The organism is Plantactinospora sp. CNZ321 (assembly GCF_004217235.1).
The window spans coordinates 6,223,867-6,249,627 of sequence record NZ_SHKQ01000001.1; the positions used below are offsets into that span (position 1 = coordinate 6,223,867).

A 25,761-nucleotide genomic window follows, 5' to 3' on the forward strand; every position below is an offset into this window, starting at 1 on the left:
CGCAATTCTGATTCCCGGTGCCCGCCTGCCCATATCCGGTTGATTCGCGGATTAGCCACTGGAGGTACCGAGCATGGAGAAGGCTGTCTGCCCATTCGTCCTCGACCCGGAAGGCCGGGACACCCACGCGGAAACCGAGCGGCTGCGCGAGCAGGGCCCGATCGCCCGGGTGGAACTCCCGGGCGGCGTCCTCGCCTGGTCGGTGCACAGCTACGAGTTGGCCAAGCAGATCCTCATCGACGAACGGTTCTCCAAGAATCCGCGCCGGAGCTGGCCGGCGTTCATCAACGGGGAGATCCCGCCGGACTGGCCGCTGATCACCTGGGCGGTGATGGACAACATGGCCACCCACGACGGCGCGGACCACACCCGGCTGCGCGGCCTGCTGCTGAAGGCGTTCACGACGCGCCGGGTCGAGGCGATGGCACCGCAGTTGGAGACGACGGCGAAGGAGCTCCTCGACGACCTGGCCACCGCCGCCCGGGACGAGGTGGTGGACCTGAAGACCCGGTACTGCCAGGCGCTGCCGGCCAGGATGATGTGCGACCTCTTCGGCGTGCCGGACGAGGCCCGGGCCGACGTGCTGCGCGGCGGGCACGTCAACGTGGACACCCGGATCACCCCGGAGGAGGCGGCCGCCAACGTCGACCAGTGGACCAAGGCGATCGCCGATCTCGTGGTGCACAAGCGGCAGCACCCCGGGGACGACCTCACCACCGCACTGATCGCGGCCCGGGACGAGGACGGCTCGCGGCTCACCGACGACGAGTTGATCGGGACGCTGCACCTGATGCTCGGCGCCGGCTCGGAAACGATGGTCAACTCGCTGAGCCACGCCATCATCGCGGTACTCGACGATCCGACACTGCGTGCCCAGGTGATGGCCGGCGAGGTCTCCTGGAACGAGGTGATGGAGGAGACCCTGCGGGTGGAGTCGCCCGTGGCGCACCTACCGTTCCGGTTCGCCACCCAGCGGTTCGAGATCGGCGGCGTGACGATCGAGCAGGGCGACCCCGTGATGATCGACTACGCCGGGCTCGGGCGGGACCCGGAGCTGCACGGCGAGACCGCCTGCGTCTTCGACGCCACCCGGAAGGACAAGACCCACCTCTCCTTCGGCCACGGCGTGCACTACTGCCTCGGGGCGCGGCTGGCCAAGCTGGCAACTTTGATCATGTTGCCGGCGCTCTTCGACCGCTTCCCGCACCTCGAACTCGCGACCCCGAAGGACCAGCTCGCACCGCAGGGCACGTTCATCATGAACGGCCGCCGCGACGTCCCGGTCCACCTGTGGGGCCGGGTGGCCGCATGAAACCCTTCCGGATCGCGATCCCGCAGGCCGACCTGGACGACCTGGACCGGAGACTGGCCGCCACCCGCTGGCCGACCGAGATTCCGGACTGCGGATGGGACCGCGGCGTACCGCTCGGCTATCTCCGGGAACTGGTCGACTACTGGCGGACCAGCTACGACTGGCGGGCGGCCGAGGCGCAGCTGAACTCGTACCCGCAGTTCACCACCGAGATCGACGGCGCGAACCTGCACTTCCTGCACGTCCGCTCGCCGGAACCGGCGGCCGTTCCGCTGCTCATCACGCACGGCTGGCCGGGCTCCGTCGTGGAGTTCCTGGACGTCATCGGCCCGCTCACCGACCCCCGGGCACACGGTGGGGATCCGGCCGACGCCTTCCACGTGGTCGTACCCGCCCTGCCCGGCTTCGGCTTCTCCGGCCCGACCCGGGAGCCGGGCTGGAACGTCCCCCGGATCGCCGCCGCCTGGGCGCAGTTGATGCACCGCCTCGGCTACCAGCGGTACATCCCGCAGGGTGGCGACGTCGGTGCGTGGATCACCCTCACCCTCGCCGGGCTCGACGCCGAGCACGTGCTCGGGGCACACGTGAACTTCCTCTTCACCGCTCCCCCGCCCGATCCGGCGGCGCTGGCGGGCCTCGAACCCGCCGACCGGGAACGCCTCGAACTGCTGGCGAGGTTCCTCGCCGACGGCTCCGGTTACATGCTGCTCCAGGCCACCCGCCCGCAGACGCTGGCGTACGCCCTCACCGACTCGCCGGTCGGGCAGCTCGCCTGGATCGTCGAGAAGTTCCGGGAGTGGAGCGACTCGGCGAAGGTCCCGGAGGACGCGATCGACCGGGACCGGATCCTCACCAACGTCATGCTCTACTGGCTGACCGCGACCGCCGGCTCCTCGGCCCAGTTCTACTTCGAGACCGCCGACCAGCTCCCGACCGCGGCGACGCCGCCGGCCCCGCCACCGCCGCTGCCCGTACCGCTCGGCGTGGCCGTCTTCCCCCGCGACTCGGCCCGGCCGGTCCGGCGCTTCGCCGAGCCGGCGTTCCCGAACATCGTGCAGTGGCACGAGTTCGACCGGGGCGGCCACTTTGCCGCGCTGGAGGAGCCGGACCTGTTCGTCGACGACCTCCGACGGTTCGCCCGCGCCACCCGCTGACGACAGGTGCGGGGAAGGGCCCCCGGCTACAGAAAATGCTGTGCGGGGCCCCTCCCCGCATGTCAGTTGTGCGGCGGCGAGAGGTCCGGTACGGCCGCCGCGCCGGCGAGCCGGTCCGAGACGTGTCCGGCACGGTGCAGCCAGCGGACCGTGTCGCGCAGGGTGGTCTCGAAGGTGGTGCCGGCCGGACCGAGGAGCCGGTCGGTGGCGCTGGTGTCGACGGTGCGGCCGACCAGGCAGGTGTAGATGGCGCCGTACTCCGCCGGGATGTGCACCGGCACCAGCCGCTGGACGAGGCTGGCCAGCGCGCCGACCGGCAGCATGGCGGCGGCCGGGAGGTGGACGGCGGGCAGCGTCCGGCCGGTGACCCGGCGCAGCACCCGGACGAATTCGCGGGTGCCGACGTACCGGCCCTGGGCGAGGAACCGGCGTGGTCCACGGCCCGGGCTCAGCACGGCGGCGTGCAGCCGGGCGACGTCCCGGACGTCGCCGACCGGAAAACCGCCCGACGGCCACATCGGCATGAGACCGCGCAGGGCGTTGCGGACCCGGGCGGCCTGGTCGCCGAGCTTCGGGTCGTGCGGGCCGAGGGTGGCCAGCGGGTAGGTGATGACCACCGGGGCACCGGCCCGCTGGGCCCGCCGGGCGACCGTCTCGGCGCGGGCCTTCGTCGCCAGGTACGTCTCGCGCGGCACGCCGACCGGGGAGTCGGTGCCCAGCGGTTCCCGGTCGGTGGGGAGCAGGGCGGCGAAACTCGACACGTACACGATCGGGTCGGCGCCGGCCGCGCGGGCGGCGTCGAGCACCAGTTCGGTGCCGCGGACGTTGACCGCGCGCATGGCGGCACCGGCCCGGCTGTCGAAGCTGTACACCGAGGCGGCGTGCAGTACCGCGTCGCAGCCCCGGACGGCCCCGGCCACCGCGTCCGGGTCGGTCACGTCGCCGGGGCGGAGCTCGACACCGTGGTGTCGGAGACCGCGAACGCTCCCGCTGCCAGGGCCGACGCCGAGCGGCCCGAGCGCGGGGGCGACCCGGGCCGGGTCACGGACCAGCAGGCGCACCCGGTGACCCGCGCGCAGGATCTCCGCCACCGAATGGCAGCCCAGGAAGCCGGTACCCCCGGTCACCAACACCAGCACGTCGCATCGTCCAGTCCCGGCCGGTCGGCCGCTAGGTCGAACATCCTCGATCCAGCAGAGCGTCGCCTCAGCCGGCGTGCACGGTCATCGGCAGTCCGCCACGGATGCGCAGCGAGAGCATCGGCTCGGGCACCACCCGGTGGCCCGGTACCAGACTCAGCCGCAGGTCACGGGCGACCATGGCGACGACGAAGACCGCCTCCATCATCCCGAGATGGTTGCCGACGCAGAACCGCGGCCCGGCCCCGAACGGGATGTACGCGTACCGGGGCCGGTGCCCCGCACCGGCGCGGGCCGGGTCGAACCGCTCCGGGTCGAAGCGCTCCGGGTCGGCCCAGAACCCCGGGTGCCGGTGCAGGGTGTACGGGCAGATCAGCACGTCGGCGCCGGCCGGAACCCGGTAGCCACCCACCTCGTCGGCCTGTTGGGCGAGCCGGGAGAGCATCCAGACCGGCGGGTAGAGCCGCATCACCTCTTCGACGACCATCGTGGTGTACCGGAGTTCGCGCAGGTCCTCGTACTCCGGCAGCCGGTCCCCGAGCACCCGGCGGGCCTCGGCGCGCACCCGTTCCCGCACCCGCGGGTGCCGGTCGAGCAGGTGGAAGGTCCAGCCGAGCGTGCTGGCGGTGGTCTCGTGGCCGGCGAGCAGCAGCGTGACCAGTTCGTCGCGCATCCGCCGCCGGCCGACGGCCGGGTCGCGTTCCTCCGACGTGGACGTGATCAGCCGGGAGAGCGCGTCGTCGCCGGACGGATCCCGGGTCCGGTCCCGGACCAGGTCGTCGACGATCCGTTGCAGCTCGGCGCGGGCCCGCCGGAACCGGAGCTGGTGCGGCAACGGCACCCACATCGGGACGGCGCTCATCGACACCATCTCGAACATCGCCTGGTCCTGCATCGCCTCGAAGGCCTGCCCGAGCGTTCCGAAGCCGCCCAGGTCGGCGTCGAGCAGGGTCCGGCCGAGTACGCCGAGGGTCAGCCCGGTCATCTCGCGCACCACGTCGACCGGTTCGCCGCCCTGGCGGGCCCGGAGCCGGACCATCAGCTCCGCCGCCTCCTCGGCGATCACCCCGGCCTGCCGGGCGATCCGGCGGTGCTGGAAGACCGGCTGGATCACCGTGCGCTGCTTGCGCCACAGCTCGCCCTCGCTGGTCAGCAGCCCGTCGCCGAGGGCTCGCCGGGCCTGGGCCAGGCCGAGTCCCTTGTGGTAGTTGCCGGGGTTGTCCGCCAGCACGTACTTGGCGTGGTCGGGGTGGTTGAAGAAGTAGAGCACCTTGGGGCCCATGGCGATCCGGACGGCGTCGCCGTACGCCTCGGCCGCCGAGGACATCAGCCCCAGCCGGTCCCGGACCAGTTTCCACAGCAGGCGGGGCGCGGAGCGGGCCGGTGGACCCGGCGGGACCTGGACGGGGGCGGTCAGGGACACGTCGTGGTCACCTCGCTCACGTCGTTGGTGCGGGCGGCCGGGCCGGTCCGGTCGAAGCGGCCGCGCAGGAAGACCAGCGGGTCGGCGCCGTCCGGCTCTGCGACCGGGAGCTGTGCGGCCGAGAGCACGGTGCCGAGGAAGATGGTGTGGTCGCCGCCGTCGTAGCTGCGCCAGACGTCGCACTCGAAGTGCGCCAGCGCGCCGGAGATCAGCGGCGCCCCGGTCACCGGTCCGGGCCGCCAGTCGACGGAGTCGAACTGCGCGGCGCCCAGCGGCCGCCGCCGGTCGGCGAAGTACCGGGCGACGGCCTCCTGGCGGGCGGCGAGCACGGAGACCCCGAACGACCTCGTGCCGTCGAGGCAGCCGTGCATGATCGCCTTCCGGTCGATGCAGACCAGCAACAGCGGCGGCTCCAGCGACACCGAGGCGAACGAGTTGGCCGTCATCCCGTGTGGCACCCCGCCGCCGACGGTCACCACCGTGATGCCGGTGGCGAACGCCCCACACGCCCGGCGCAACGACTGGGCGTCGACCGTGCTGCGCGCCTCCAGGGTCATGGCTGGCTCCCCGCCGGGAGGTACGCGTCGAGCGCCCGGGCCAGCGCCTCCGGCACCCGGGCCGGCGCGGTGGCGCCGTTCGGCCCCCGCATGCAGGCCACCCGCTGCCGGCCCCGGGCGACCAGGGTCTGCCCGCCGCCCGGGTCGAGCCGGAGGTAGTCGAAGCCGAACTCGAGCTGGGTGTGCGCCAGGTCCACCAGCCGCATCCGGACGGCGAGTTCGTCGAAGGCGGTGATCTCGGCGAAGAACTCGCAGTCGACCTTCAGGGTGAACAGCTTCAGGTCGGCCTGGAGGTCCGCCAGGACGTCCGGGGCCCGCTCCTTCAGGAACATCTCCCGGCACCGGCCCTGCCAGCGCAGGTAGTTGACGTAGTAGACGTTCCCGACCAGGTTCGTCTCCTCGAACCCCACGGTGTGCAGGTACTCGTAGTACTTGTCCGTCATCACGACCACCCGTCGGTGAGTACCGCGACCACCACCGGCGCCGAGACGCCGTGCAGCCGGGTCGCGAGCGTGACGATCCGCAGCGTGCCGGAGGCGAGGACCAGCCAGCCGTCCCGGCGTACCGCGCCCAGGGTGAGCGGGGCGTGCGCCGGCAGGCCCGCCTTGGCCAGGCACTCCAGCGCCGTCCAGATCCGGGTGGCGGCGGTGTCCGGGTCCTCGCCCAGTTCGGTGGCGGTCAGCTCGGCCAGCCCGGCGTGCTGGCCGAGCAGCGCCCGCCAGTCCGCCCGGTCCCGTTCGGCGACCGGCTCGACGTCGCAGCCGAGCGTTCCGGTGGCGGCGACGCAGAGCGTCACCCCCGCGCCGTGCGAGACCGAGACCGTCCGGTCCCCGTCGACCTCGGGCCGGCCGTCGGGGCGGTACCGGAGCCGCGTCGGGGCGCCGAGCGCCCGGCCGGCGGCCACCGCGGTGTGCCGGCGGTCCCGGGCCGTCCGGTCCGCCGGCACCGGCTCCACCGCGACCCCGATCCGGGCGCCGACGACCTCCTCCAGCGCCCGTTCCAGGTACGGGCCGAGCAGCGGTGCCACCCACGGACCCCGGCCGTCCCTCTTCCGTACGGCGCGCAGCCGCAGCCCGTCCCACCGCTCCACGACCGTGCCGTCCGGGGTACGCACGGCGATGTCGTAGACGTACGTGTCGCCGTCGCGGCCGCGTTCGGTGGCGCAGAAACGCACCTCGTCGAGGTCGTCCAGCGCCCGGCCGGCCGGGTGTACCCGCTCGACGCCGGCCGGCAGCAGCGTGGCGTGCGGCACGCAGACCTGGTTGCCGTGCATCAGCGCGTCCCGCATCCCGGGGTCGGCGAGCAGCCGCGCGCCGGGGAGGAACGGCGCGATCCAGTCGACGGTCGCCTCGACGGCCAGGTCGGCGTCGACGTGCCGGGCGGCGGCCCGGTGGTACCGCCGCAGCCGGTGGAACCGCTCGCCCTGGAACAGCGTGTCGCCGTAGAGGTCCCGGGCCGGCTCCAGCGGCACCGGCGGCAGCCCGGCACCCGTCCGCTCCGGTGGGCCGTCGGGGACGGCGGCGTCGGTGAAGCGCAGCCGGGCCAGGAAGTGGTCGACGACGAAGTCGGTCTCCGCGCTGCGGATCGCCACCGCCACGGTGTCGTCGTCGACCACGGTCGCGGCGACCCGGATCGTGGTGCTGCCGTCCGGCGGTACCACGATCGGGCGCGGGAACTCGACCTCCTCCAGCACCGGCACGGTGTCCCGCCCGGTGACCGCGACCGCGGCCTGCACCATGGCCTCCATCCCGAAGACCGCCGGGAAGAGAAGGTTGCCGTCGAGAAGGTGGTCGCCGAGGTAGCGGTCGGTGCCGGGGTTCAGCTCCACCTCGCAGACCAGCTCGACGCCGTGGTAGCGGACGAGTGGACGGTCGACGAAGCGCAGCAGCGGCAGCTCGGGGACGTCCCGGCGTACCGTGTCGATCCCGTCGGTGCGGCCGCTGACCACCACGCAGGTCGGCGCGTCCGGGTCGGCGAGCAGCCGCCGCAGCAGGCGTACGCCGTCGTCGGGGGTGATCGGGGTGATGCCGTCCCGGTACAGGCCCTCCAGCACGGAGAGCCGCTCTCCCATCCCGACGCCGGACCAGACCGACCACTCCAGGCAGAGCGCGCGGCAGCCGGGGTGCCGGGCGGCGACCTCGGCGGTGAGGTCGGCGAGCCACTCGTTGGCGGTGGCGTAGTGCGCCTCGCCGCGCAGCCCGGCCCGGCCGATGATGCTGCCGAAGCTGACCAGCAGCCGCAGCCGGTCGGGGTCGACCGCGTCGAGCAGCGCGCGCAGGCCGTCGACCTTCGGCGCGAAGGTGCGGCGGAACGCGTCGGCGTCGAGGCTGGCCAGGGCCGCCGGTTCGTTGCGGCCGGCGCCGTGCAGGACGGCGGTGACCGGTCCGAGCGCGGCGGCCACCTCGGCGACGGCCCGCCGCACCTGGGTCGGGTCGGTCACGTCGGCGCGGGCGTAGTGCAGCCGTACCCCGGCCGCCGCCATCCGGCTCAGGTTCGCCTCCAGTTCCGGGTCGTCGGCCGGGTCGGAGCGGCCGAGTACCGCCATCCTCGCCCCGGTGTCGGTGGCCAGCGCCAGCGCGCACTCCGCGGTGATGCCCTTGCCGCCGCCGGTGACCAGCAGCACGTCCCCGTCGTCGAGCGGCGGGACGACCCGGGTCGGGCGGACCGGCATCGGGCGCAGCGTCGGTACCCGCCGCACCCCGGCGGCGTCGTAGTACGCCTCGGCGAACCGGGTCGTGCCGCGTACCTCGGCCACGACGTGGTCGACGGCGGCCGGCGTCGGCGGCACGTGCGCGATCGTGGTACGCACGTGCGGCGCCTCCAGCCGGAGCGTCTTCGCCAGCCCGGCCGCGCCCCGGCCGTGTTGCACCAGCACGAACCGGTCACCGGTGGTGCCGGCGGCGGCCGCCTTGGCGCCGAGCAGGGCCAGTTCGAGGTGCTGCTCGGTGCAGTCGGGCGGCAGGCAGACCAGGGTGCCGGCGCCGAGGCCGGCGCGTTCCAGGGCGTGCCGCAGCGGCTCGGCGAGCGGGCTGTCGGCGGGCGCGTACACCCGCCACCGGCCGCTGGCCTCGGGCTCGCCGCGCGGGGGCGGCCCGGTCTCGTCGAGGTCGACCCGGAACGCCCGGGACCAGGACGCGGCCCCGGCGACGACGGCGGGCGGCCCGGCGGCGCCGGCCGGCGCGTTCTCGGCCAGCTCCGCGAGCGCGTCGGCCAGTTCGCGTACGGTCGCGGTGGCGAAGTTCGTCGGCCCCTGCGGGGCGGCGACGGCGACCTGCTGGGCCACCTGGTTGACCAGCTGCCCGACGGTGATCGAGCTGAGGTGCAGGTCGTCGAGGAGCCGGCTCTCCTCACGGACCAGTTCCAGCGGCAGCTCCGCGCGCTCCGCCGCCAGCCGGCGCAGCGTGTCCACTATCGACTCGCCGGAGTGCTCCGTCGGGTCCGGTGCGGCGGGAGCCTCGACGGGCGCGTTCCGGCGTACGGCGCTGCGCAGCCGCAGCGGCGGGGCCGCCTCGCAGGGACTCTCGAAGAAGGTGAACTCGGCGCCGACCTGGAGCGGGCGGACGAGACGGCCGTGGAAGAGCCCGGCGTGCACCGGGGCCGCGCCCACGACGTACGCGGCGCCGACCACGGCCAGCAGCCCGGCGAGCGACTCGTCGTCGGTGTCCAGCGGTACGGCCGGCACGTCGGTGGCCGCCGCCGCCAGCCCGCTGAGCACCCGGCCCGGGCCGACCTCCACGAACAGGTCGATGTCCTTCGCCACCAGGGTCACCGCCTGGGTGAAGAGCACCGGATCGGTGATCTGGCGGCGCAGCAGCGCCGGGACGTCGGTCTCGGCCGCCAGCGGCTCGCCGGTGACAGTCGAGACGATCCGCCGCCCGACCGGTCCGATCCGCTCCCCGGTCAGCCGGCCCGCGAAGGCTTCGGCGGCGGGCGCGACGAGCGGCGAGTGGAACGCGTGCGACACCGGTAGGCGGCGCCAGCCGATCCCGGCGGCGTCGGCCCGGCGGCCGACGTCGTCGAGCGCCGCGACGGTGCCGGCGACCACCGTCTGCTGTGGTCCGTTGTAGGCGGCGACCACCACCGGTAGCCCGGTCAGCAGCGGCTCCACCACCTCCGGGGACTCGTTGACCCCGAGCATGCTGCCGGAGGCGCTGTGCTCGGCCATCGTCCGGCCCCGGACCGAGGCGATCCGCAGCAGGGTCTCCTCGTCGAACGCACCGGCCCAGTGCAGCGCCGAGATCTCGCCGAGACTGTGCCCGACGGCGGCGGCGGCCTCGACCCCGAGCATCGACAGCGCGCGCAGGCCCGCCGCCGATCCGGTGACGATCCTCGGCTGGGCGACCGCGGTCGCCACCATGTCGCCGCTGCCGGGCAGCGCCGCCGAGGCGTACACCTCGGCCACCTCGGCGAAGCGGCGGCGCAGCGCACCGCCGCTGGTGCCCCGGCCGGATCCCTGGCCCGGGAAGAGGAACGCGATCCGGCCCGGCCCGCTGGCGTGGCCGAGGAAGCTCCGCCCGTCCGCGGTGAAGAGCGTGGTCTCGCCGGCGTCCAGCGCCTCGCGGAGGCCGCGCAGCCGCCGCTGCGCGTCGTCCGGCGAGGAGACCACCACGGCCGCCCGGTACGGCCCGCCGCGCAGCTCCCGGTGCAGGGTGGCGGCCAGGTCGGCGAGCTGGGCGTACGACAGGGCCGGCACGAAGTCGAGCACCATCTCCAACCGGGTACGCAGTTCCGCCGGGGTGACCCCGTCGACGACGAGCAGTTCCACGTCCTGCACCGAGGCGGCCAGCGCGCGGGTGCGGGTGTCGAAGGGCACCCGGCGGGCCCGGTCGGTCTGGTCGAGCACGATGTGCGTGTTGATCCCGCCGAACCCCATGGCCGTGACACCGGCCCGCACGGCGGTACCGGTCGGCCACGGCTCGGCCTGGCGCAGTACCCGCAGCGCCGCCGTCTCCTCGTCCAGCAGTTCGTGCGGTTCGACGCAGCCGACGGCCGGCGGGAGCACCTGGTGGTGCACCGCCATCGCCGCCTTGATCAGGCCGGCCACCCCGGCCGCCGCCTTGGTGTGCCCGATCATCCCCTTGATCGAGCTGATCGCGGCCGGCGGCGCCGCGGAGTCCGCCGCGCGCCGGGCCAGGGAGAGCGCCCTGAGTTCGGTCGCGTCCCCCACCGCGGTGCCGGTTCCGTGCCCCTCGAACAGGCCGACGGTCTCGATGCCGAAGCCGGCCCGCTCGTACGCGCGACGCAGCGCGAGCTGGTAGCCGCTCACCTCGGGCCGGGTGATGCCGCCCTTGCCGTCCGAGGAGATGCCCCAGCCGGCGATGGTGGCGTAGACCCGGTGCCCGGCCCGCCGCGCCTCCCGCTCGCGCATCAGCACGACCATGCCGCAGCCCTCGCCCGGCCAGAAGCCGTTGGACCTGCGGTCGTAGATCCGCATCTCGTGCCGGGCCAGGGCGCCGGTCTTGGCGAACCCGACGATCTCGAACGGGTCGATCGAGAGGTCCACCCCGCCGGCGACCGCGACGTCGACCTCACCGTCGACGAGTGTCTTGCAGGCGGTGGCCACCGACAGCAGCGAGGAGGAGCAGGCGCCGTCGACGGTGTACCCGCCGCCCTTGAGGTCGAAGTGGTTGCAGATCCGCCCGGCGATGGTGTTGGAGAGCCCGCCGGCCAGACTGTCCTCGTCGATCGCCGGGAACGGGCTCTTGAAGGTCTCCTCGAAGTCGTCCAGGAAGGTGGAGAGCTGGTCGTCGTCCCAGTCCTGGTCCTTCAGCGCGGCGGCGACCATCCGGCGGACGTACGGCCAGCGCAGCCGTAGCTGGTTGGCCCGGGAGAACTCGCCGGTCAAGGTGTTGCCGACGACCACGCCGGTACGCTCGCGCGGCAGCCCCTCGGCCATCGGGAAGCCCGCGTCGGCGAGCGCCCGGGCGGCGGTGTCCAACGCCAGCCAGTGGGTCAGGTCGGTGGAGCGGTAGGTGCTGCCGGCGATCTTGTAGGCGATCCGGTCGAACCGGTACCCCTCGATGACCGCCGCCATCCGGGCGTAGAACCGGTCCGGTGTGGTGGGGTCGGCGTCCCAGTAGTCCTCCAGCCGCATCCGCTGGTCGGGCAGGCGCCGGAACGCGCGCCGGCCGGCCAGGGCGTTCTCCCACAGCTCCTTGGGCGAGGTGGCGTCCGGGTACTGGCACGCCATGCCGACGACGGCGATCCTGGTCATGCGGTCACCACCTCCTTGCCGGCGGGCTCCTCGTCGGCCCGGTCCCGGCCGTTCGGGGAGGCGACCAGGACGGGGGAGGCCGCGGCCGCCGCCGCGGCGGTGGCCGCGGCCTCACGCTGCTCGCGGGCCTGGTTGACGAAGTGGATCGACCAGAGGAAGCCGCCCCGGATCAGGCAGACGATCGCGGTGGCGAAGAAGATCCCGTACGCGATGCCGGCGCCGGTGACGATGCCGTAGACGACCGCCACGCCGGCCCCGAACGCGACCTGGGAGGCCGGGCGGGACGGGCTGGTGCCGGGGTCGGTCACCATGTAGTTGGTGAAGAGTACGAACGCGACGCCGGTCATCATCGCCAGGGCGGCCGTGATCGAGGTGTCCAGGACGATCCCCCGGAAGACCGCCTGGAGGGCGAACGCGCCGAGCCAGCCCATGATCAGCCACATCCGGCCGGTGAGCATGCCGTTGATCATCGTCCCGCCGAGGATGATGACGGCCGGGATGATCCAGTCCACCGGACCGCCGACGTGCTCGGTGAAGTGGTACGGCGGCGCGACGCTCGCCCAGGGGAAGAGCAGCAGGATCACCGCGATCCCGAAGTTCGACGGGTTCATGTAGTGCCGCAGCCGGCCCCGTACCGGCGCCCGCAGCACCCACTTGGCGCCGATCGCGACGGCGATGCCGAACATCATCGGCAGCACCCGGTCGTTGACGTAGATCAGCATGTTGAGCGCGAGGCTGGTGATGTGCGCCGGGTAGAGGAACTCGACCATGCCGCGTACCCCGCCACCGAGGAACCGCGGGGACCGCCCTTCCGACCGTGCGCCGATGACCTCCAGGAAGATCTCCACGGTGTATCCGGTGAGGATCGCGATGAACGGCCAGGTCCAGGCCTGCTCGAAGCCGAAGAGCGTGTAGCCGAGGATGTTGAACACCGTGATCGAGATGGCGAAGTTGCGCAGTGCCTTGATCACCTTTGGGTCGTGCCGGGGTGGATTCTTGGTCTTCTCGGCCATCTCCGTCTACCTCTCCCGCGCGTGCGTACCGAGCTCGAGCGCGTGCCAGCCCGGCTCCAGTCGAAGATCCTGTTGGTGCAGCTGCCCGGCGCGGTCCCGCCACCGCAGGTGCACCTGCACGGGCCCGCTGACGTCGCGGCCCAGCCCGATGTGCACCTCGTGGCTGCGCTTGCCGGAGTGCCCGCTGCCGCCGTCCACCCGGCCGAGCAGGGTCCGCCCGTCCTCGGTGGTGACCGTCACCTGCGCCCCCACCACCGGGGACCCGGGTCCGGGGGCGGGCTGCGCCGCACCCGGGACGGGCGACGTCTCCGCGCCCGCCGCAGCCGGCGGTGCCGCGTCGGTACCGTCCGGGGCCGGCGGTGCCGCGTCCGTACCGTCCGGGGTTGGCGGCGCCGCGTCGGTACCGCTGGAAGCCGGCGGGGTGTCGGCGGCCGGTGCGGCCGGGTGGCGCAGTCGCAGGCCCAGGAAGGCGCCCGGGGACGGGCTCTGGTTGTGGTAGAAGACCGGCGCGTCCCACTGCCGGGCGACCGCGAAGTCGAGCCGGCCGTCGCCGTCGGCGTCACCGGTCGCGATCCCCCGGGTCGGCACCGGAATCGCGAGCCCGAGCTGCCCGGCCACGTCGGTGTAGCGCCCGTGCCGGTTCCGGACGAAGAAGTGCAGGCGCTGGGCGCCCCCGATGTCGTCGCCCGCCTCCAGCCTCGGCCAGAACTCCGGGTGCTCCAGCAGGCCGTCGTTCGTCATGGCCAGCTCCTGGAGCTGGGGCCAGCGGTTGACCTCGCCCTTGAGGAACCCGGTGGTCTGGGCCACCTGCAACTCGCCGCTGTTGTCGAAGTCGGCCAGCTTCACGTCCCAGCCCCAGCCCGACCAGGCGAGTCCGAGCGGCGCGCTGCGATCCTCGAAGGGCGCCCGGCCGTCGCCGAACCGCGCGCGCAGGTCGTCGGCGTTCTTCGCGGTGTTCACGAACGCGAAGTGGCTCTCCTCCAGCCCGAACGTGGTGGTGATGTTGCTGACGAACATGTCGTACAGGCCGTCGCCGTCGATGTCGCCGAAGTCGACACCCATGCCCTTGAAGGAGTCCGCCCCCACCCGCTTCGAGTTGGGCACGAACGCCTGCCGTGCGGCCTTGACGACCGAGAACCTGAACCTCCCCGGCGTGGACTGGTTGTAGAGCAGCCGGTCCGGGCCGAAGTCGTGCGCCAGGTAGAGCTCCGGCAGGCCGTCGCCGTCGAAGTCGTTGCCGCCCGAGGCGAGCGCCCAGCCCTTGGAGACGTCGGTCGGCAGGGCGTCCGAGACCATCTCGTAGGTCACGCTGGGCTGCGCGCCCGAGGTGGCGCCGGTCCACCGGAACAGGTAGTCCTCGCCGCCGTTGAAAGCGTGCGACATCGACCGGTTCATCGCCACCCCGCCGGCCTTGGTGTCGTCCAGCACCGGGCCGTGCGGGAAGTAGTTGCCGAGGTAGATGTCGAGGTGGCCGTCGCCGTCGAAGTCGTCGACCGCGGCCGTGTTGGAGTTCCACAGCGGACCGTTGTACTCCGCGCCGCTGGCACCGGGCACCAGCTCGACGGCCCGGTAGGCCGCCGGGCCGAGGGAGGTGGCCCCGGCCCGCGCCAGGTAGAGGACGGGGGTACGTCCCCACAGGTAGACGAGCAGGTCCATCCGGCCGTCCTCGTTGAAGTCGCCGGGGACGCAGCCCATCGGGGCCGACGCCCGGTGCGTCGGCAACGCCGTCAGGTCCACCGCGAACGGCGGGTACCGGTCCGCCCGTGCCCCCGGCACCGGGGTCACCACCACCTGGTCGATGCGCGGGTCGGTGATGCACAGGTCGTTGGCGAACCCGTCACCGTCGAGGTCGTTCATCGCGACACCGGCGCCGACCGAGGAGATCCAGGCGTCGATGTGCCGGTAGTCCTTGTTCACCCGGCGGATCGTCTGCTGCGGGAAGCCGCCCGGCATCGCCACCGAGTACGGCGTGAACTCGAACCGGCTCGCCAGGCCGTCGAGTTCGGCGGAGGAGGCGGTGGGTAGCCGGGCCGCCTGGAAGAACGTGGCCATCAGGGCCAGCGCGACGATTCCGGGCAGCTGCCTGCGCAGCCAGCCAGCTTTCTGAGCCATGTGCTAGCACCTTCCGATAGAGACGAACTCGTGGGCGACGCGCCGGCGCCACACCTCGTAGCCGGGCACGTCGCCGCGAACCGGGCCCTCCGGGCGGTTCCCGTCGCTCAGCCGCGCCGCCTCGGCGGTGGACATGCCGCAGAAGACGCCGGTGGCGACCTCGTTGTGCGGCACGACCAGGCCGGCGCGCAGCCGGGCGGCGGCGGCGAACGCCGCGCCCTGGGCCAACTGGGGCCGGCAGTCCCCGGCCGCGTCCCACAGGCTCCCCAGCTCGGACTCGTCCGCCCCGCCCGCATAGGTGGCCGCCAGGCCGGCTCCGGAGTACAGGTCCGGCCACCGGTGCCGGGGGAACGTCTCGATCGTCTTCACGACGAGCGCCGGGGCGGTGCCGCAGACGAACCAGAGCGCCCGGCCGACGCCCTGGTCCAGCACCCGGTCCGCGTACCACCGTGGACCCTCCACCGGCCAGGGGAACCGCTCGGGCCGGTACCGCTGGTGCACGTACCGCCCGGTGTGGAAGTACGCCTGGTGGAAGCCGTACCCGTCGAGCGCGAGCCAGCGCAGGACCGGATCCGTCGGTGCGATCCGGGACCAGCGGGCCCGGGGCAGCCGCGCCATCGCCCAACCGATGCCCACGTAGGCCATGTAGACGTGCGCCCCGCCCGCTCCGGCGAGGAACCGGGGGATATTACCGCCACGACTCAACGGAAGCGCGTCACGAATGGCGAACCCCATCGCGGCACCCTCGTAAGCGAATCCGCGAAAGCGCACCGGGATCCGTTCGAGTTCCGATTCCGCCTCGTCGGCGGTACGCGCCTGCGCGGCATGCGCGAAGCCGGTCAGAAAGGTGCTACCAATCTTCTCCAGCAATTCCTTGGAGGCCGCATCCTTCTCGTGGAAGCCGCGTACGTCCAGTCTGGTCGCTGAGGTACTCGGGGTCAGAATGCGCCGCCGCAGCCCTCGCCAAACACTAGTCAACTCTCCCCCCAAGGCATTGGATGGCCGTTGGTCGGTGGTTTGCGCCCCAGCTTCGCAGAACAATCCGGACCGCGTCTTCTTCCGCATTGCTGCGGTCTTCTTCGAAGATGCTTTCGTGATTGCGGCAGGCACACCACAAAACAGCCCCGGCAAGTAATGCCGGCGACCTACGAATTAATGAACCTTTTTCAACCTGAACCGCGCGGCGCTCACACACCGCGTCCGACCTCGCGCTCAGACGGACCGCAAGGGGAGGTTGAAAAAGGTTCAATTGACGGGCGAATCAGGAAACGCGGTCGGCCACGTGGAGTGCGCCGATCCGGCGCGCGGCCGCGTAGCTCGCCCACGCCGCCGCCTCGACCAGCGCGGCGTCCCGCGGCTCGGCCAGCCGGAACTCCCGCACGGTGTCCTCGTCCACCTGGTGCGAAGCGAACGCGGTCAGCAGGGCCAGCCGGCCGGCCGGCCGGTCCGGCACCGGAAGGTCGGCGACGAGCCGCTCGCACCACTGGCGACTCAGACCCGCCTCCTCACCCCGCCAGCCGGCGAGCCGGTCGAGCACGAGGTGCCGCACCGCCGGCGACAGGGCCCGCTGTCCGGCGCGTTCGAAGGCGGCGAAGGACCGGGCCACCGCCTCCGCGATCTCCGGCTGCCCGGCCGCCCAGCCGGCGTCCGCCGGTAGCGGTGCCTCGGGCAGCAGCCCGAGCGAGCGGCCCGCCGGGAGTACCTCCCGCAGGGACGGGCTGAGCATCAGGCTGATCCCGTGCTTGACCCGGCGGCGGGCCCGGGGACCCAGCCTCGGCGGGAGGAGGAAGTTCGCCAGGAAGACGTTGACCATCCGGCCGAGGTAGTGGAAGCCGACGACCACACCCACCAGCTCGGCCCGTTCGGCCGGCGAGAGCGGCGGTCGTGGCGACGCCTCGTCCGGCTGGTGCGCGGTCCGGGCCCAGACCGCGAGGTCCCGGATCCGGGGATCGGCGATCTCGTCCACCCGGTCGCCCGCGACCGCCTCCGCGTCGTGCTCGGTGGCGAGGTCGTAGATGCCGATACTGTGCATGTCGACGCAGTACGGGCAGATGTTGGCCACCGAGACGGCCGCCGCGACCGCCTCCTTCCCGAGCCGGTCGACCGCGCCGCCGGCCAGCAGCGGCTCGCGCATCAGCATCCAGTACCCGGCCAGGGTCTCCGGGGCGGGTGAGTGCAGCAGGACCGGTGGCACCACCAGCCGCAGTTCCTCCCCGACCTGCCGGTAGACCGCGGCGACCAGCCCGCCGGCCCTGCCGGGCGGGACGGTCCGGACGTACTTCACCTGCCGCTGCACCACCGACGAGATGACCCGACCGGCAACCATTTCTCCTCCTGCGCCTCGACGACCTGGCGTCCGGCTCACGAGCGGGCCGCTACGACCACGGCGCGGTCGGGTACCAGGGGATGATCTCGCGGCGGGCCAGCAGCCGGACGTCCCAGTAGAGGAACGTGAAGACGCCGGCCACCAGGAGCGCGACCGCCGTGATGGTCGCGACCCGGCTCGGCCTGGCGGCCAGCCACCGCCGCAGGCGCGGGCCGCTGACCAGCGTCACGGTGCCGAGGAGCACCGCGATCACCAGGATGTTGCCGAGCGACTGCAACATGAACGCCAACGCGCCGTAGAGCGGGTTGCCGCTCTCCGCAGCGTCCCGGAACATCTGCCGGAACAGTGCGAAGGGGCGGCCGACGAGGAACCCGCCGATCAGCGCGCCGAGGACGACCATCGGCGCGTTCGGGAACCGTCGGGAGACCCGCGCGAACGGGTCGGGCACGATGCCGAGGGCGGCGAGCCCCAGGTAGGTCATGGCGAGCCCGATCAGGCCGAACACCACCAGCGACTGGACGCTGCGCGCGGAGAGACCGCCGGCGGCGTTCGTGGCCGTCGAGAACTGCGGCATCGCGGTGCCGACCAGCCCGACCACCGCGCCGTAGCTGGCGGAGACCGCGATCATCCCGACCGACAGCCACCCCAGCGGCCCGAACATGTGCCGCAGCCGGCTCCAGCGCCCGCCGGTACCCAGCACCGGGGCCATCGCGCCGAACGCGGCGATGTTGCAGGCCGTGAAGGTGCCCGCGAGTCCGGAGACGAAGGCGAAGGCCACCCCGGCACCGATCCCGGCGATCGGGGTCCCTTTTGCGTCGTGCCCGAGCAGCGTGTCCGCCACGCTGTCTCCGATCGTGCGGTCGACGAACTCCGCGGACCAGACGACGGTGAGCAGGAAGCCACCCAGCACGCTCAGCCCGAGCACCCACCACCGCCGTCGCGGGAAGTGCCCGTTGACCAGCAGGGACGTGGCGCGTGGCGCCGATTTCGACGGGGCGGCCGTCGCCTCCGTCGGTCCGATCTCGACACTCGTCCGGCGTGCCATCGTGCCTCCCCTGCGGTAAGCCGACCTTCCCGTACCCGAAAGCATGCGACGGCCGGCCGCGGCGGTGTTCTCCCAGGATGCGCAGCAGTCGGCGGGCAGTGAGCAACCTGGAAGAACGAGCCCGCGACCCGGCACGACTACGGTCGGCCGGGACCGGTAGTTCACCGCGGGAGGGAGACACCCATGGTCAGCGGTTCGGCGCTCACCCCGCCATCTGGTCCGATCGCCCGGTTGAACGGTGGCCAGCACAGGGCGGCGTTGCACCTGTACCTGTTCGTCGTCGTCGCACACTGGGCCGAGCACCTGGTGCAGGCGTACCAGATCTGGGTGCTCGGCATGGCGCGGCCGGAGGCCCGCGGGGTACTCGGATGGTATTACCCCTGGTTGGTCACCTCCGAGTGGCTGCACTACGGCTACGCGATCCTCATGCTGGTCGGCCTCTTCCTGCTCCGCCCCGGCTTCGTCGGCCGGGCACGGACGTGGTGGACGGTGGCGCTGGTCATCCAGTTCTGGCACCACGTCGAGCACCTGCTGCTGCTCGTCCAGGTGCAGGCCGGCGTCAACTTCTTCGGTGCGGCGCAGCCGACGAGCGTCGCCCAGCTCTTCCTCGCCCGGGTCGAGCTGCACCTCTTCTACAACTCCGTGGTCTTCCTCCCGATGGTGATCGCGATGTACCTGCACCTGCGTCCGAACCGGGCCGAGTTGGCCGGCTACACGTGCAACTGCGTCACGCGCTCCCGGGCCGGCCGGCCCGCGACGTCGGCGGCCTGACCGGTCATGCGCTCCCGCGCCGCGGTACCGATGGCGCTGGCCCTGCTCGGTGTCGCCGCCGGCATCCTGCTGGCGACGCCGGGCACCGCCAGCGCCCGGGGCAACCTCGTGTCGAGCGATCCGCCGGACCAGGCGGTGCTCGCCACCGGGCCACCCGGCGTACGGCTGACCTTCTCCCGCCCGCCCGTCGCGGCGGGCTCGCACGTCTCCGTGCTGGACCACAGCGGCGGCACCCTGACCACCGGCCCGCTGGCGGCCGTCCGCGGTCGGGCGGTCTGGCAGCCGATCGCCGTCCAGGCGCCCGGTGACGTGGTCGTCGCCTATCACGTCGCGTTCGCCGACGGCGGTGCCGCCGCCGGCGTCCTGCGCTTCAGCGTCGGTACCGGGGAGCCACCCGCGCGGCTGCGTGCCGCCGTACCCACCGGGGACCATCCGCACGGCGTCGATCCGGTGAGCGCGTTCCTGCTCGTGGTCGACGGGCTCGTCGCGCTCGGCGTACTGGCGCTGCTCTGGCTGCGCCGCCCGCTCCCGCCGTGACCGGGAGTCGTCCCGCACACCCCGACGGGCCCGGCGGTCGGGACGGCTACCCCGATGTGCCGGGGAGTCGGGACGCCACCCGTGCCTCGACCCGCTGGCGCCAGACCTCGTAGGCGGGGTCGGGGCCGGGACCGAACCCGTCCGCCGCCACGTCGTCGGCGAGCGTCGCCGCGGCCGGGACGGTCATCCCGGCGAGGACGCCGGTGGCCAGCTCGGTGTGCGCGGGCACCAGGCCGGCGAAGTCCCGGGCCTTGGCCGCGAACACCGCGCCCTGGGCCAGGTGCGGGAGCAGGTCACCGGCCGCCCCGCGTAGCACCGTGAGGCCGGCCGCGTCGCTGCCGCCCGCGAAGGTGGCCGCGAGGCCGACCCCACTCCACAGGTCGGGCTGACGCTCGGTGGCGAAGCGGCCCACCGCCGCCGCCACGTCCGGCGACACTCCACCGTGGATGAACCAGAGGGCGCGGCCGATGCCCTGGTCGACGGCGCGGGGAAAGTAGTCGGCCCGGCCCTGCCAGGGGTACGGCGCGAGGCGGCGCTGCCCGGTGACCCAGCGGTCGGTCTCGAAGTAGGCGCGGTCGAAGCCGTACCCGTCGACGGCCAACCAGCTCATGGTCGGGTAGTACGGCACCCCGGTCAGGTCGGGCAGCACGTTGCGCCAGAGGATCCGTGGCAGCCGGGCCATCGCGAAACCGATCCCGATGTACGTGAGGAAGGTGTGCGGCCGGCCCGGTCCGCGCAGCAGGTCCCGCGCCCGCCCACCCCGCCCGCCCGCCATCGCGTCCCGCACCGTGTAGGCCATCGCGGCCCCCTCGTAGGCGAACCCCCGCAGCTCCGGCTCCACCAACTCCAGCCGGCGCTCGACCTCCCACGCGGTCCGCACCTCGATCGCCCACTCGAAGCCGCAGAGCACCGCCTGGGGAACGGCCTCCAGCCGGCGGGTCGCCTCGGTGGCCCGGACCGGAAAGCCGCGCGCCGCGAAGGTCACCTCGGCGAAGGACGGTGTCAACGCCAAACGGCGCAGCGAACCGAGCATCGGCATAGCGCGCTCCCAATCCGAACCGTGGGACATCCCGTCTCATGGTGCCGCGCCCGCCACGAAAATCCGTCTCCTGTCGTGCGCTTCCGGCCCCCGGGGACCGGTTTCCGCCGCACTCGATCCAGCGCAACTCAGAAGATGATTTCCAGCCTCCGCATCGGAAGAATCGTCGTCTGACGGATCGGATTACGCCACTTCCGTGCGCACCTTCTCCGGAACCATTACCGGCCCGGTCGATCGGGTCATTCCGAGCAGGACGCCTCCGACGGGATCCGTCACGAGAGGAGGAAATGCCGTGCAGCCCGACGGACAGGACGCGGGGCCGGCCCGTACCGCCACCATAGAGGCATTCGCCGACACCATCGTCCCGGGAGCGAAGCGGTCACCCGACGACCGGGCCGTCGCGGGCGCCGACCCGACCGGGGGCGCGGTCGCGGCGGGCGCCCTCGAACTGCTCGAACAGCCCGGCGGCGGGTTGGCCGAGGCGTTGGATTCGCTGTACTACACGCTGAACGACCACGCAGTCGGGTACGCCGCGACGCACGGCCTCACGCTCGACGACGACGTACCCGCCTTTGTCGCGCTCTCGTTCGCGCACCGTACGGCGCTGGTGCGTGAACTCACCGCACCCGAACACCCGGAGAAACAGATGTGGGTGGCTCTCGCACTATTCAGCAACATGGCATTTGACAGCGCCGCACACATCAGCACGACGGAGGCGCTCGCGGCAGGGCATCCGGGCCTGGTGGGAATCGGCTATTTCCGGCCGGATGCCGACGGCCTTTCCCGCTTCCCGCAGTACTCGTACGGACGGGCCCTGGCCCCGATCCACCCACAGACGACGGCGGCAGGTGATCCGACATGACAACAGCCACGGAGTCGACAGATGTCGTCGTGGTCGGCAGCGGGTTCGGCGGCGCGATCGCCGCCTACCATCTCGCCGCCGGCGGGGCCCGCGTCGTGGTCCTGGAACGCGGACCATGGCTTCGGGCCGAGGAATTCGACCACGACTACAAACTGGGTTCGTCGTACACCCGCGTCTTCGACTTCGTCGTCGGTGACGGAATGAGCGTGCTCGGCGGCAACTGCGTCGGCGGCGGCAGCGTGGTCTACTTCGCCACGATGCCCCGGGCGCCCCGGTTCGTCTTCGAGCGGCAGGGCAGCATCGGCCGCCGGATGTGGCCGGCCAGCATCGGCCGGGACAGCCTCGACCCCTGGTACGACCGGGTTGTCGAGGCGCTGCCGGTGACCCAGCAGTCCTGGGACCGGGTGCCGTACGCGGGCGGTCTCTTCGCGGCGGCCTGCGCGCACGCCGGCCGCACCGCCAACCCGCCGCCGTCCGCGGTGGACGTGGACGAGTGCGTCAACTGCAACTGGATGATGGCCGGCTGCCGGTTCGACGCCAAGCGGTCGCTGCTGCTCAACTACCTGCCCGGCGCGCTCGCGCACGGCGCCGAGATCCGGCCGCTGCACGAGGTGCAGCGGCTGACCAGGAACGACGACGGCGGCTACCGGGTGCACTACCGGGTCGTCGATGCCGAGGACTACCGGATCCTGCACGAGGGCGACGCGATCGACGCCAAGCTCGTCGTCCTCGCCGCGGGTGCGGGCGCGACGCCGGTGATCCTGCAGCGTTCGGCGGCCGCCCTCGGCCCGATGCCGCACGCGGTGGGGCGGTACTTCTCCGGCAACGGCGAGCGGCTCAACACCGCGGTCTTCGACGAGGACCGGGTACGCGAGGTACTGGGACTGTCGCGTCCGGGCGGGCAGGCGTACGCGGCGTACCAGATCGGGCGCGGGCCGACCGTGGCGAGTTGGGACCGGCTGGACGGCCGGCTGCCGGAGTACGAGCGCTTCTCGCTGGAGCAGTTGTACTTCCCGCCCGGGCTCGGCACGATCCTGGCCCAGGTGCCCGGCGCCACCGGTCCGTCCTGGTTCGGTGTGCAGAAGAAGGAGATGCTGCGGCGCTGGCAGTCGTGGCTGACCGTCTTCACGATGTCCGAGGACGACAACGAGGGCGTCTTCGGGCCACCACCGGAGACCGGCAACGCGCACCGGCTCTCGATGCAGATGTTGGGCGACGGGCCGCTGCGGTACCGGCCCACCCCCAACACCTGGCGCGGCTGGTCGCTCGCGGACGCCGAGGTGAAGGAGATCCTGGAGCGCGACGGCCTGGCCCGGGTGGCGCCGTGGACCAACGACCTGGTCGGGGCCTACACGGTGCATCCGCTGGCGTCCTGCCGGATCGGGGACGACCCGGCGACCTCGGCGCTCGACGACCGGCACGAGCTGCGCGGGCATCCCGGCATCTTCGTCACCGACGGCTCGGCGGTGCCGGGGGCGTTGACGGTCAATCCGGCGCTCACCATCGCGGCGCTGGCGGAGCGGGCCATGCCCGGGATGGTCCGCGCCGCCCAGGAGCGGGGCGTCGCCGTGCGGTACGGCGCTCCCGGACCCGGTGCCGGTGCGGCCGCCCGGGTCCCGACGGCCCAGCCGGCCTGAGCCGGGGGTGCGTGGTGGGATCGCTGTTCGCACGGGTCGCCCGCCGGGCGTCCGCGGCGCACGTCCGGCACGTCACCCCGGTCGTGCCCGGGGCCGAGACCGGGCTGGTGGCCCGGGTGTACCGGCAGATGGAGGCCGACTTCGGCATGGTGGCACCACCGGTCGCCCTGCACGCCCCCGCACCGGAGGCGCTGGCGGCGAGCTGGCTGATGCTGCGGGAGTCGCTGCTGGCCGGCGGGGTGGTCGACCGCTCGGTCAAGGAGGCGGTGGCGGCGGCGGTGTCGGTCGGCAACCGGTGCCCGTACTGCGTCGAGGTGCACGGGGCGGCGCTGGCCGGCCTGTCGTCCGGTGCGGAGGCCGCCGCGATCGCCGCCGACCGGTTCGACGCCGTCGGCGACCCTCGGGTGCGGGAGTTGGCCCGCTGGGCCCGGCGCAGCGGGTTGCCGGAGGCCGGTGGGCGACCGGTTCCGTTCCCGGCCGACCAGGCGCCGGAGATCATCGGGGTGGTGGTGACCTTCCACTACCTCAACCGGATGGTCACCCTGTTCCTCACCGAGTCGCCGCTGCCGCCGGTGCCGGCTCCGGCGCTGGCGGCGGTGCGGCGGGGAGCCAGGTTCGTCATGGGGAGCCTGGCGCGGCGACGCCCCGCGCCGGGCACCTCGCTGGATCTGCTGCCGGACGCGCCGCTGCCGCCCGAGCTGTCCTGGGCCGCCGGTCGGCCGCCGGTCGCGGCGGCCTTCGCCCGGGCCGCCGCCGCCGTCGAGGAGGGCGGGGGACGCGCCGTGACGGCCGAGGTACGAGGGCTGGTGCTGACCGCCCTGGCCGGCCGGGCCGGCATCGGGCCGGGGCTGCGCGGGCCGGCCTGGCTGGCGGAGGCGACCGCGGCGGTACCGGCGCGGGACCGGCCGGCCGCGCGGCTGGGCCTGCTCACCGCGTTCGCCCCCTACCGGGTGACCGACGAACTGATCGACGAGGTCGGGACCGTGCTCGACGAGGCGGGGCTGGTCCGGCTGACGTCCTGGGCCAGCTTCGCTGCGGCGCGGGCGATCGGTACGCGGTTGTGGCGGGCTGACTCGGCACCGCGCACGGGGCGGCGACACATTTGACGTGGGACGTTTCCGGACGATGACGGGGCGGCCACCCCGGTGAAGTAGTGCGCACCGCTATCCGATTTTAACTTCACGATTGCTCTGCGGATCGACAACTGCAAATCTCAGTGTTGCTGGGAAGGGTCCGCCTAAGTTAACCTCGACGTGGCGGAACACATCGACGGGGACAAGAGGACTGAAGCACCGGGGGCCTGGAGCTTCGAAAACCTTCTGTTATCTACCATTCGACTCGTGCTGCCGGGCGGCCAACGCCGGCAGGGCCCTGCTCGCTACCCTCTCCGCTGGTTCGACCACTACCGACACGTTTTGGTATCCGAATCAAGGCCTACCATTCGATTCCTCGGGAGGAGCAGGAGTGGACGATCCGATCGAAAAGGCCGTGGGTCGCGCTATCGCGGCAATGCGCGAAAACCTCGGAGAGCAGCTCACGGTGGATGACATCGCCCGTGCTGCCATGTTCAGCAAGTTTCACTTTACCCGGATATTCCAGCGCGCGACCGGAGTCTCTCCTGGTCGCTTTCTCTCGGCACTGCGATTGCAACGGGCCAAACATCTCCTGGTGTCGACGTCGCTAAATGTAGCAGACATCAGTGTCCGCGTGGGGTACAACAGCGTCGGCACATTCAGTACCCGCTTCAGCAGGAGCGTGGGAATGTCGCCGACGGCGTACCGCAAGCGCTCCGGATTCGCACCGCACATTCCGGTGGACCCGCGCCTCTGCCCGGACGGCCGCTCGTCCGGCCGGGTCTCCGGGCGCGTCTGGCCGGCCCAGACCGAAGAGGACAGCCTCATCTTCGTCGGGCTCTTTCCCGATCGAATTCCGCAGGGGCGGCCGGTACGGTGCGCGATCCTGTCCGGACTGGGCCGGTACCGGTTCGACAGCGTCCCCTCCGGCACCTGGTACCTGCTGGCGCAGGAGGTGACCGGCGATCCGCGCGCGGCGATCGGCGAGCCGGACGGTGCCGACGGTTCGGTCTCGGTCGCCACCAACGGTCCGCTGACGATCGGGCGGGAGACGTTCATCCAGGCCGACCTGGTACTCAAGCCGGCGGGCACACTGGACCCGCCCGTGCTGCTCGCCCTGCTCGACGCCCGGAACACGGCGCTGGCCAGGGCCACGGAACCCGATTCGCCCCGTGCCGTGCCGGCCCGCGCGGCCGTGGACACCGCCCCGGTGAGCATTCTCATGTCAGGCAACACCATAAGAAACGACACAAAGGGGCGTATTGACGTCGCTGATAATCTTGGCGAGCTGAACCAGGTGCGGCGCGGCACCTCTGTAGCCACAAGCAACGCTTGCGGGGAGCTAGATGCGCATATCCGATCTCAGCCGGCGGACCGGGGTTCCCGTTGCCACGATCAAATTCTACCTACGCCGGGGGCTGCTTCCCAAAGGCGTACCGACGCAGCGGAACCAGGCCGAATACGACGAGAGACACCTGCACCTGATCCGTCTCATCAGGGCCTTCACGAACATCGGACAGCTCGATCTATCCACCGTCGGCGAGCTG

General features: G+C 72.6%; 18 protein-coding genes and 2 pseudogenes. 9 read left to right on the forward strand and 11 right to left on the reverse strand.

What is annotated here, in order from left to right; translation table 11 throughout:
• The first annotated feature begins 73 nt into the window (after positions 1 to 73).
• Together EV371_RS26910 and EV371_RS26915 are read left to right on the forward strand one after the other, a co-directional pair.
• Positions 74 to 1,312, forward strand: a complete 1,239-nt coding sequence (locus EV371_RS26910; RefSeq protein ID WP_130464524.1) for a cytochrome P450 — start codon at positions 74 to 76, stop codon at positions 1,310 to 1,312.
• A complete protein-coding gene (locus EV371_RS26915) occupies positions 1,309 to 2,466 on the forward strand; it encodes an epoxide hydrolase family protein (RefSeq protein WP_130464525.1) in 1,158 nt (385 codons plus the stop codon). The genes EV371_RS26910 and EV371_RS26915 overlap by 4 nt, the downstream gene beginning before the upstream one ends.
• A gap of 62 nt (positions 2,467 to 2,528) precedes the next feature.
• On the opposite strand, the gene EV371_RS26920 is transcribed toward EV371_RS26915, so the two are convergent.
• The 10 genes from EV371_RS26920 to EV371_RS26970 all read right to left on the reverse strand — a co-directional run bounded on the left by EV371_RS26920 (position 2,529) and on the right by EV371_RS26970 (position 18,295).
• Positions 2,529 to 3,593 (reverse strand): NAD-dependent epimerase/dehydratase family protein, encoded by a 1,065-nt coding sequence (locus EV371_RS26920; protein WP_349339725.1) that lies wholly within the window; start codon positions 3,591 to 3,593, stop codon positions 2,529 to 2,531.
• Between the two features lie 79 nt (positions 3,594 to 3,672).
• Positions 3,673 to 5,028, reverse strand: coding sequence for a cytochrome P450 (locus tag EV371_RS26925; protein WP_207230618.1), 1,356 nt, complete (start codon positions 5,026 to 5,028; stop codon positions 3,673 to 3,675).
• Positions 5,019 to 5,585 (reverse strand): flavin reductase family protein, encoded by a 567-nt coding sequence (locus tag EV371_RS26930; protein ID WP_130464527.1) that lies wholly within the window; start codon positions 5,583 to 5,585, stop codon positions 5,019 to 5,021. The genes EV371_RS26925 and EV371_RS26930 overlap by 10 nt, the downstream gene beginning before the upstream one ends.
• Positions 5,582 to 6,028, reverse strand: a complete 447-nt coding sequence (locus EV371_RS26935) for a thioesterase family protein (RefSeq protein ID WP_130464528.1) — start codon at positions 6,026 to 6,028, stop codon at positions 5,582 to 5,584. Before EV371_RS26935 ends, EV371_RS26930 begins: the two co-directional genes overlap by 4 nt.
• Complete coding sequence (locus EV371_RS26940; RefSeq protein ID WP_130464529.1) at positions 6,028 to 11,799, reverse strand: type I polyketide synthase; 5,772 nt, start codon at positions 11,797 to 11,799, stop codon at positions 6,028 to 6,030. Before EV371_RS26940 ends, EV371_RS26935 begins: the two co-directional genes overlap by 1 nt.
• Positions 11,796 to 12,812 carry an RnfABCDGE type electron transport complex subunit D gene (locus EV371_RS26945; protein ID WP_130464530.1) on the reverse strand — a complete coding sequence of 339 codons (1,017 nt, stop codon included), beginning with the start codon at positions 12,810 to 12,812 and terminating at the stop codon, positions 11,796 to 11,798. Before EV371_RS26945 ends, EV371_RS26940 begins: the two co-directional genes overlap by 4 nt.
• Positions 12,813 to 12,818: 6 nt before the next feature.
• Complete coding sequence (locus EV371_RS26955) at positions 12,819 to 14,924, reverse strand: CRTAC1 family protein (RefSeq protein WP_486484799.1); 2,106 nt, start codon at positions 14,922 to 14,924, stop codon at positions 12,819 to 12,821.
• 3 nt (positions 14,925 to 14,927) lie between these two features.
• A complete protein-coding gene (locus EV371_RS26960; protein WP_486484800.1) occupies positions 14,928 to 15,902 on the reverse strand; it encodes a DUF1702 family protein in 975 nt (324 codons plus the stop codon).
• Positions 15,903 to 16,185: 283 nt separating this feature from the next.
• A complete protein-coding gene (locus EV371_RS26965; protein WP_130464532.1) occupies positions 16,186 to 17,250 on the reverse strand; it encodes a carboxymuconolactone decarboxylase family protein in 1,065 nt (354 codons plus the stop codon).
• Between the two features lie 49 nt (positions 17,251 to 17,299).
• Positions 17,300 to 18,295: a hypothetical protein gene (locus tag EV371_RS26970; protein ID WP_207230619.1), complete on the reverse strand. Its 996-nt coding sequence runs from the start codon at positions 18,293 to 18,295 to the stop codon at positions 17,300 to 17,302.
• 183 nt (positions 18,296 to 18,478) lie between these two features.
• On the opposite strand from EV371_RS26970, the gene EV371_RS26975 reads away from it, so the two are divergent.
• Both EV371_RS26975 and EV371_RS26980 read left to right on the forward strand, forming a co-directional pair.
• Positions 18,479 to 19,066, forward strand: a complete 588-nt coding sequence (locus EV371_RS26975) for a hypothetical protein (protein ID WP_165436841.1) — start codon at positions 18,479 to 18,481, stop codon at positions 19,064 to 19,066.
• 6 nt (positions 19,067 to 19,072) lie between these two features.
• Entirely contained in the window at positions 19,073 to 19,603 is a 531-nt protein-coding gene (locus EV371_RS26980; protein WP_130464533.1) for a copper resistance CopC family protein, read from the forward strand.
• 46 nt (positions 19,604 to 19,649) lie between these two features.
• Here the strand turns inward: EV371_RS26980 and EV371_RS26985 are convergent, their stop codons facing one another.
• Entirely contained in the window at positions 19,650 to 20,642 is a 993-nt protein-coding gene (locus EV371_RS26985) for a DUF1702 family protein (protein WP_130464534.1), read from the reverse strand.
• Between the two features lie 292 nt (positions 20,643 to 20,934).
• Here EV371_RS26985 and EV371_RS26990 point away from each other — a divergent pair, with 292 nt between their 5' ends.
• The 5 genes and pseudogenes from EV371_RS26990 to EV371_RS34665 form a co-directional block, all read left to right on the forward strand.
• Positions 20,935 to 21,504, forward strand: coding sequence for a DUF5987 family protein (locus tag EV371_RS26990; protein WP_130466244.1), 570 nt, complete (start codon positions 20,935 to 20,937; stop codon positions 21,502 to 21,504).
• The gene (locus EV371_RS26995) at positions 21,501 to 23,141 is read left to right on the forward strand and encodes a GMC family oxidoreductase (protein ID WP_130464535.1); all 1,641 of its coding nucleotides are present in this window, start codon (positions 21,501 to 21,503) and stop codon (positions 23,139 to 23,141) included. The genes EV371_RS26990 and EV371_RS26995 overlap by 4 nt, the downstream gene beginning before the upstream one ends.
• A 14-nt stretch (positions 23,142 to 23,155) precedes the next feature.
• Positions 23,156 to 24,247 (forward strand): carboxymuconolactone decarboxylase family protein, encoded by a 1,092-nt coding sequence (locus tag EV371_RS27000; protein WP_130464536.1) that lies wholly within the window; start codon positions 23,156 to 23,158, stop codon positions 24,245 to 24,247.
• Between the two features lie 358 nt (positions 24,248 to 24,605).
• A pseudogene (locus EV371_RS27005) lies at positions 24,606 to 25,346 on the forward strand (helix-turn-helix domain-containing protein); the annotation flags it as partial.
• Positions 25,347 to 25,560: 214 nt separating this feature from the next.
• Positions 25,561 to 25,707: pseudogene (locus EV371_RS34665) on the forward strand (MerR family transcriptional regulator); the annotation flags it as partial.
• Positions 25,708 to 25,761 lie beyond the last annotated feature (54 nt).

What these genes read in the sequence shown, in the direction of transcription:
- EV371_RS26910 (WP_130464524.1), top strand. Translation starts at nt 74, where the DNA reads ATGGAGAAGGCTGTCTGCCCATTCGTCCTCGACCCGGAAGGCCGGGAC.
- EV371_RS26915 (WP_130464525.1), top strand. Translation starts at nt 1,309, where the DNA reads ATGAAACCCTTCCGGATCGCGATCCCGCAGGCCGACCTGGACGACCTG.
- EV371_RS26930 (WP_130464527.1), bottom strand. Translation starts at nt 5,585, where the DNA reads ATGACCCTGGAGGCGCGCAGCACGGTCGACGCCCAGTCGTTGCGCCGG.
- EV371_RS26935 (WP_130464528.1), bottom strand. Translation starts at nt 6,028, where the DNA reads ATGACGGACAAGTACTACGAGTACCTGCACACCGTGGGGTTCGAGGAG.
- EV371_RS26940 (WP_130464529.1), bottom strand. Translation starts at nt 11,799, where the DNA reads ATGACCAGGATCGCCGTCGTCGGCATGGCGTGCCAGTACCCGGACGCC.
- EV371_RS26945 (WP_130464530.1), bottom strand. Translation starts at nt 12,812, where the DNA reads ATGGCCGAGAAGACCAAGAATCCACCCCGGCACGACCCAAAGGTGATC.
- EV371_RS26955 (WP_486484799.1), bottom strand. Translation starts at nt 14,924, where the DNA reads ATGGCTCAGAAAGCTGGCTGGCTGCGCAGGCAGCTGCCCGGAATCGTC.
- EV371_RS26965 (WP_130464532.1), bottom strand. Translation starts at nt 17,250, where the DNA reads ATGGTTGCCGGTCGGGTCATCTCGTCGGTGGTGCAGCGGCAGGTGAAG.
- EV371_RS26970 (WP_207230619.1), bottom strand. Translation starts at nt 18,295, where the DNA reads ATGGCACGCCGGACGAGTGTCGAGATCGGACCGACGGAGGCGACGGCC.
- EV371_RS26975 (WP_165436841.1), top strand. Translation starts at nt 18,479, where the DNA reads ATGGTCAGCGGTTCGGCGCTCACCCCGCCATCTGGTCCGATCGCCCGG.
- EV371_RS26980 (WP_130464533.1), top strand. Translation starts at nt 19,073, where the DNA reads ATGCGCTCCCGCGCCGCGGTACCGATGGCGCTGGCCCTGCTCGGTGTC.
- EV371_RS26985 (WP_130464534.1), bottom strand. Translation starts at nt 20,642, where the DNA reads ATGCCGATGCTCGGTTCGCTGCGCCGTTTGGCGTTGACACCGTCCTTC.
- EV371_RS26995 (WP_130464535.1), top strand. Translation starts at nt 21,501, where the DNA reads ATGACAACAGCCACGGAGTCGACAGATGTCGTCGTGGTCGGCAGCGGG.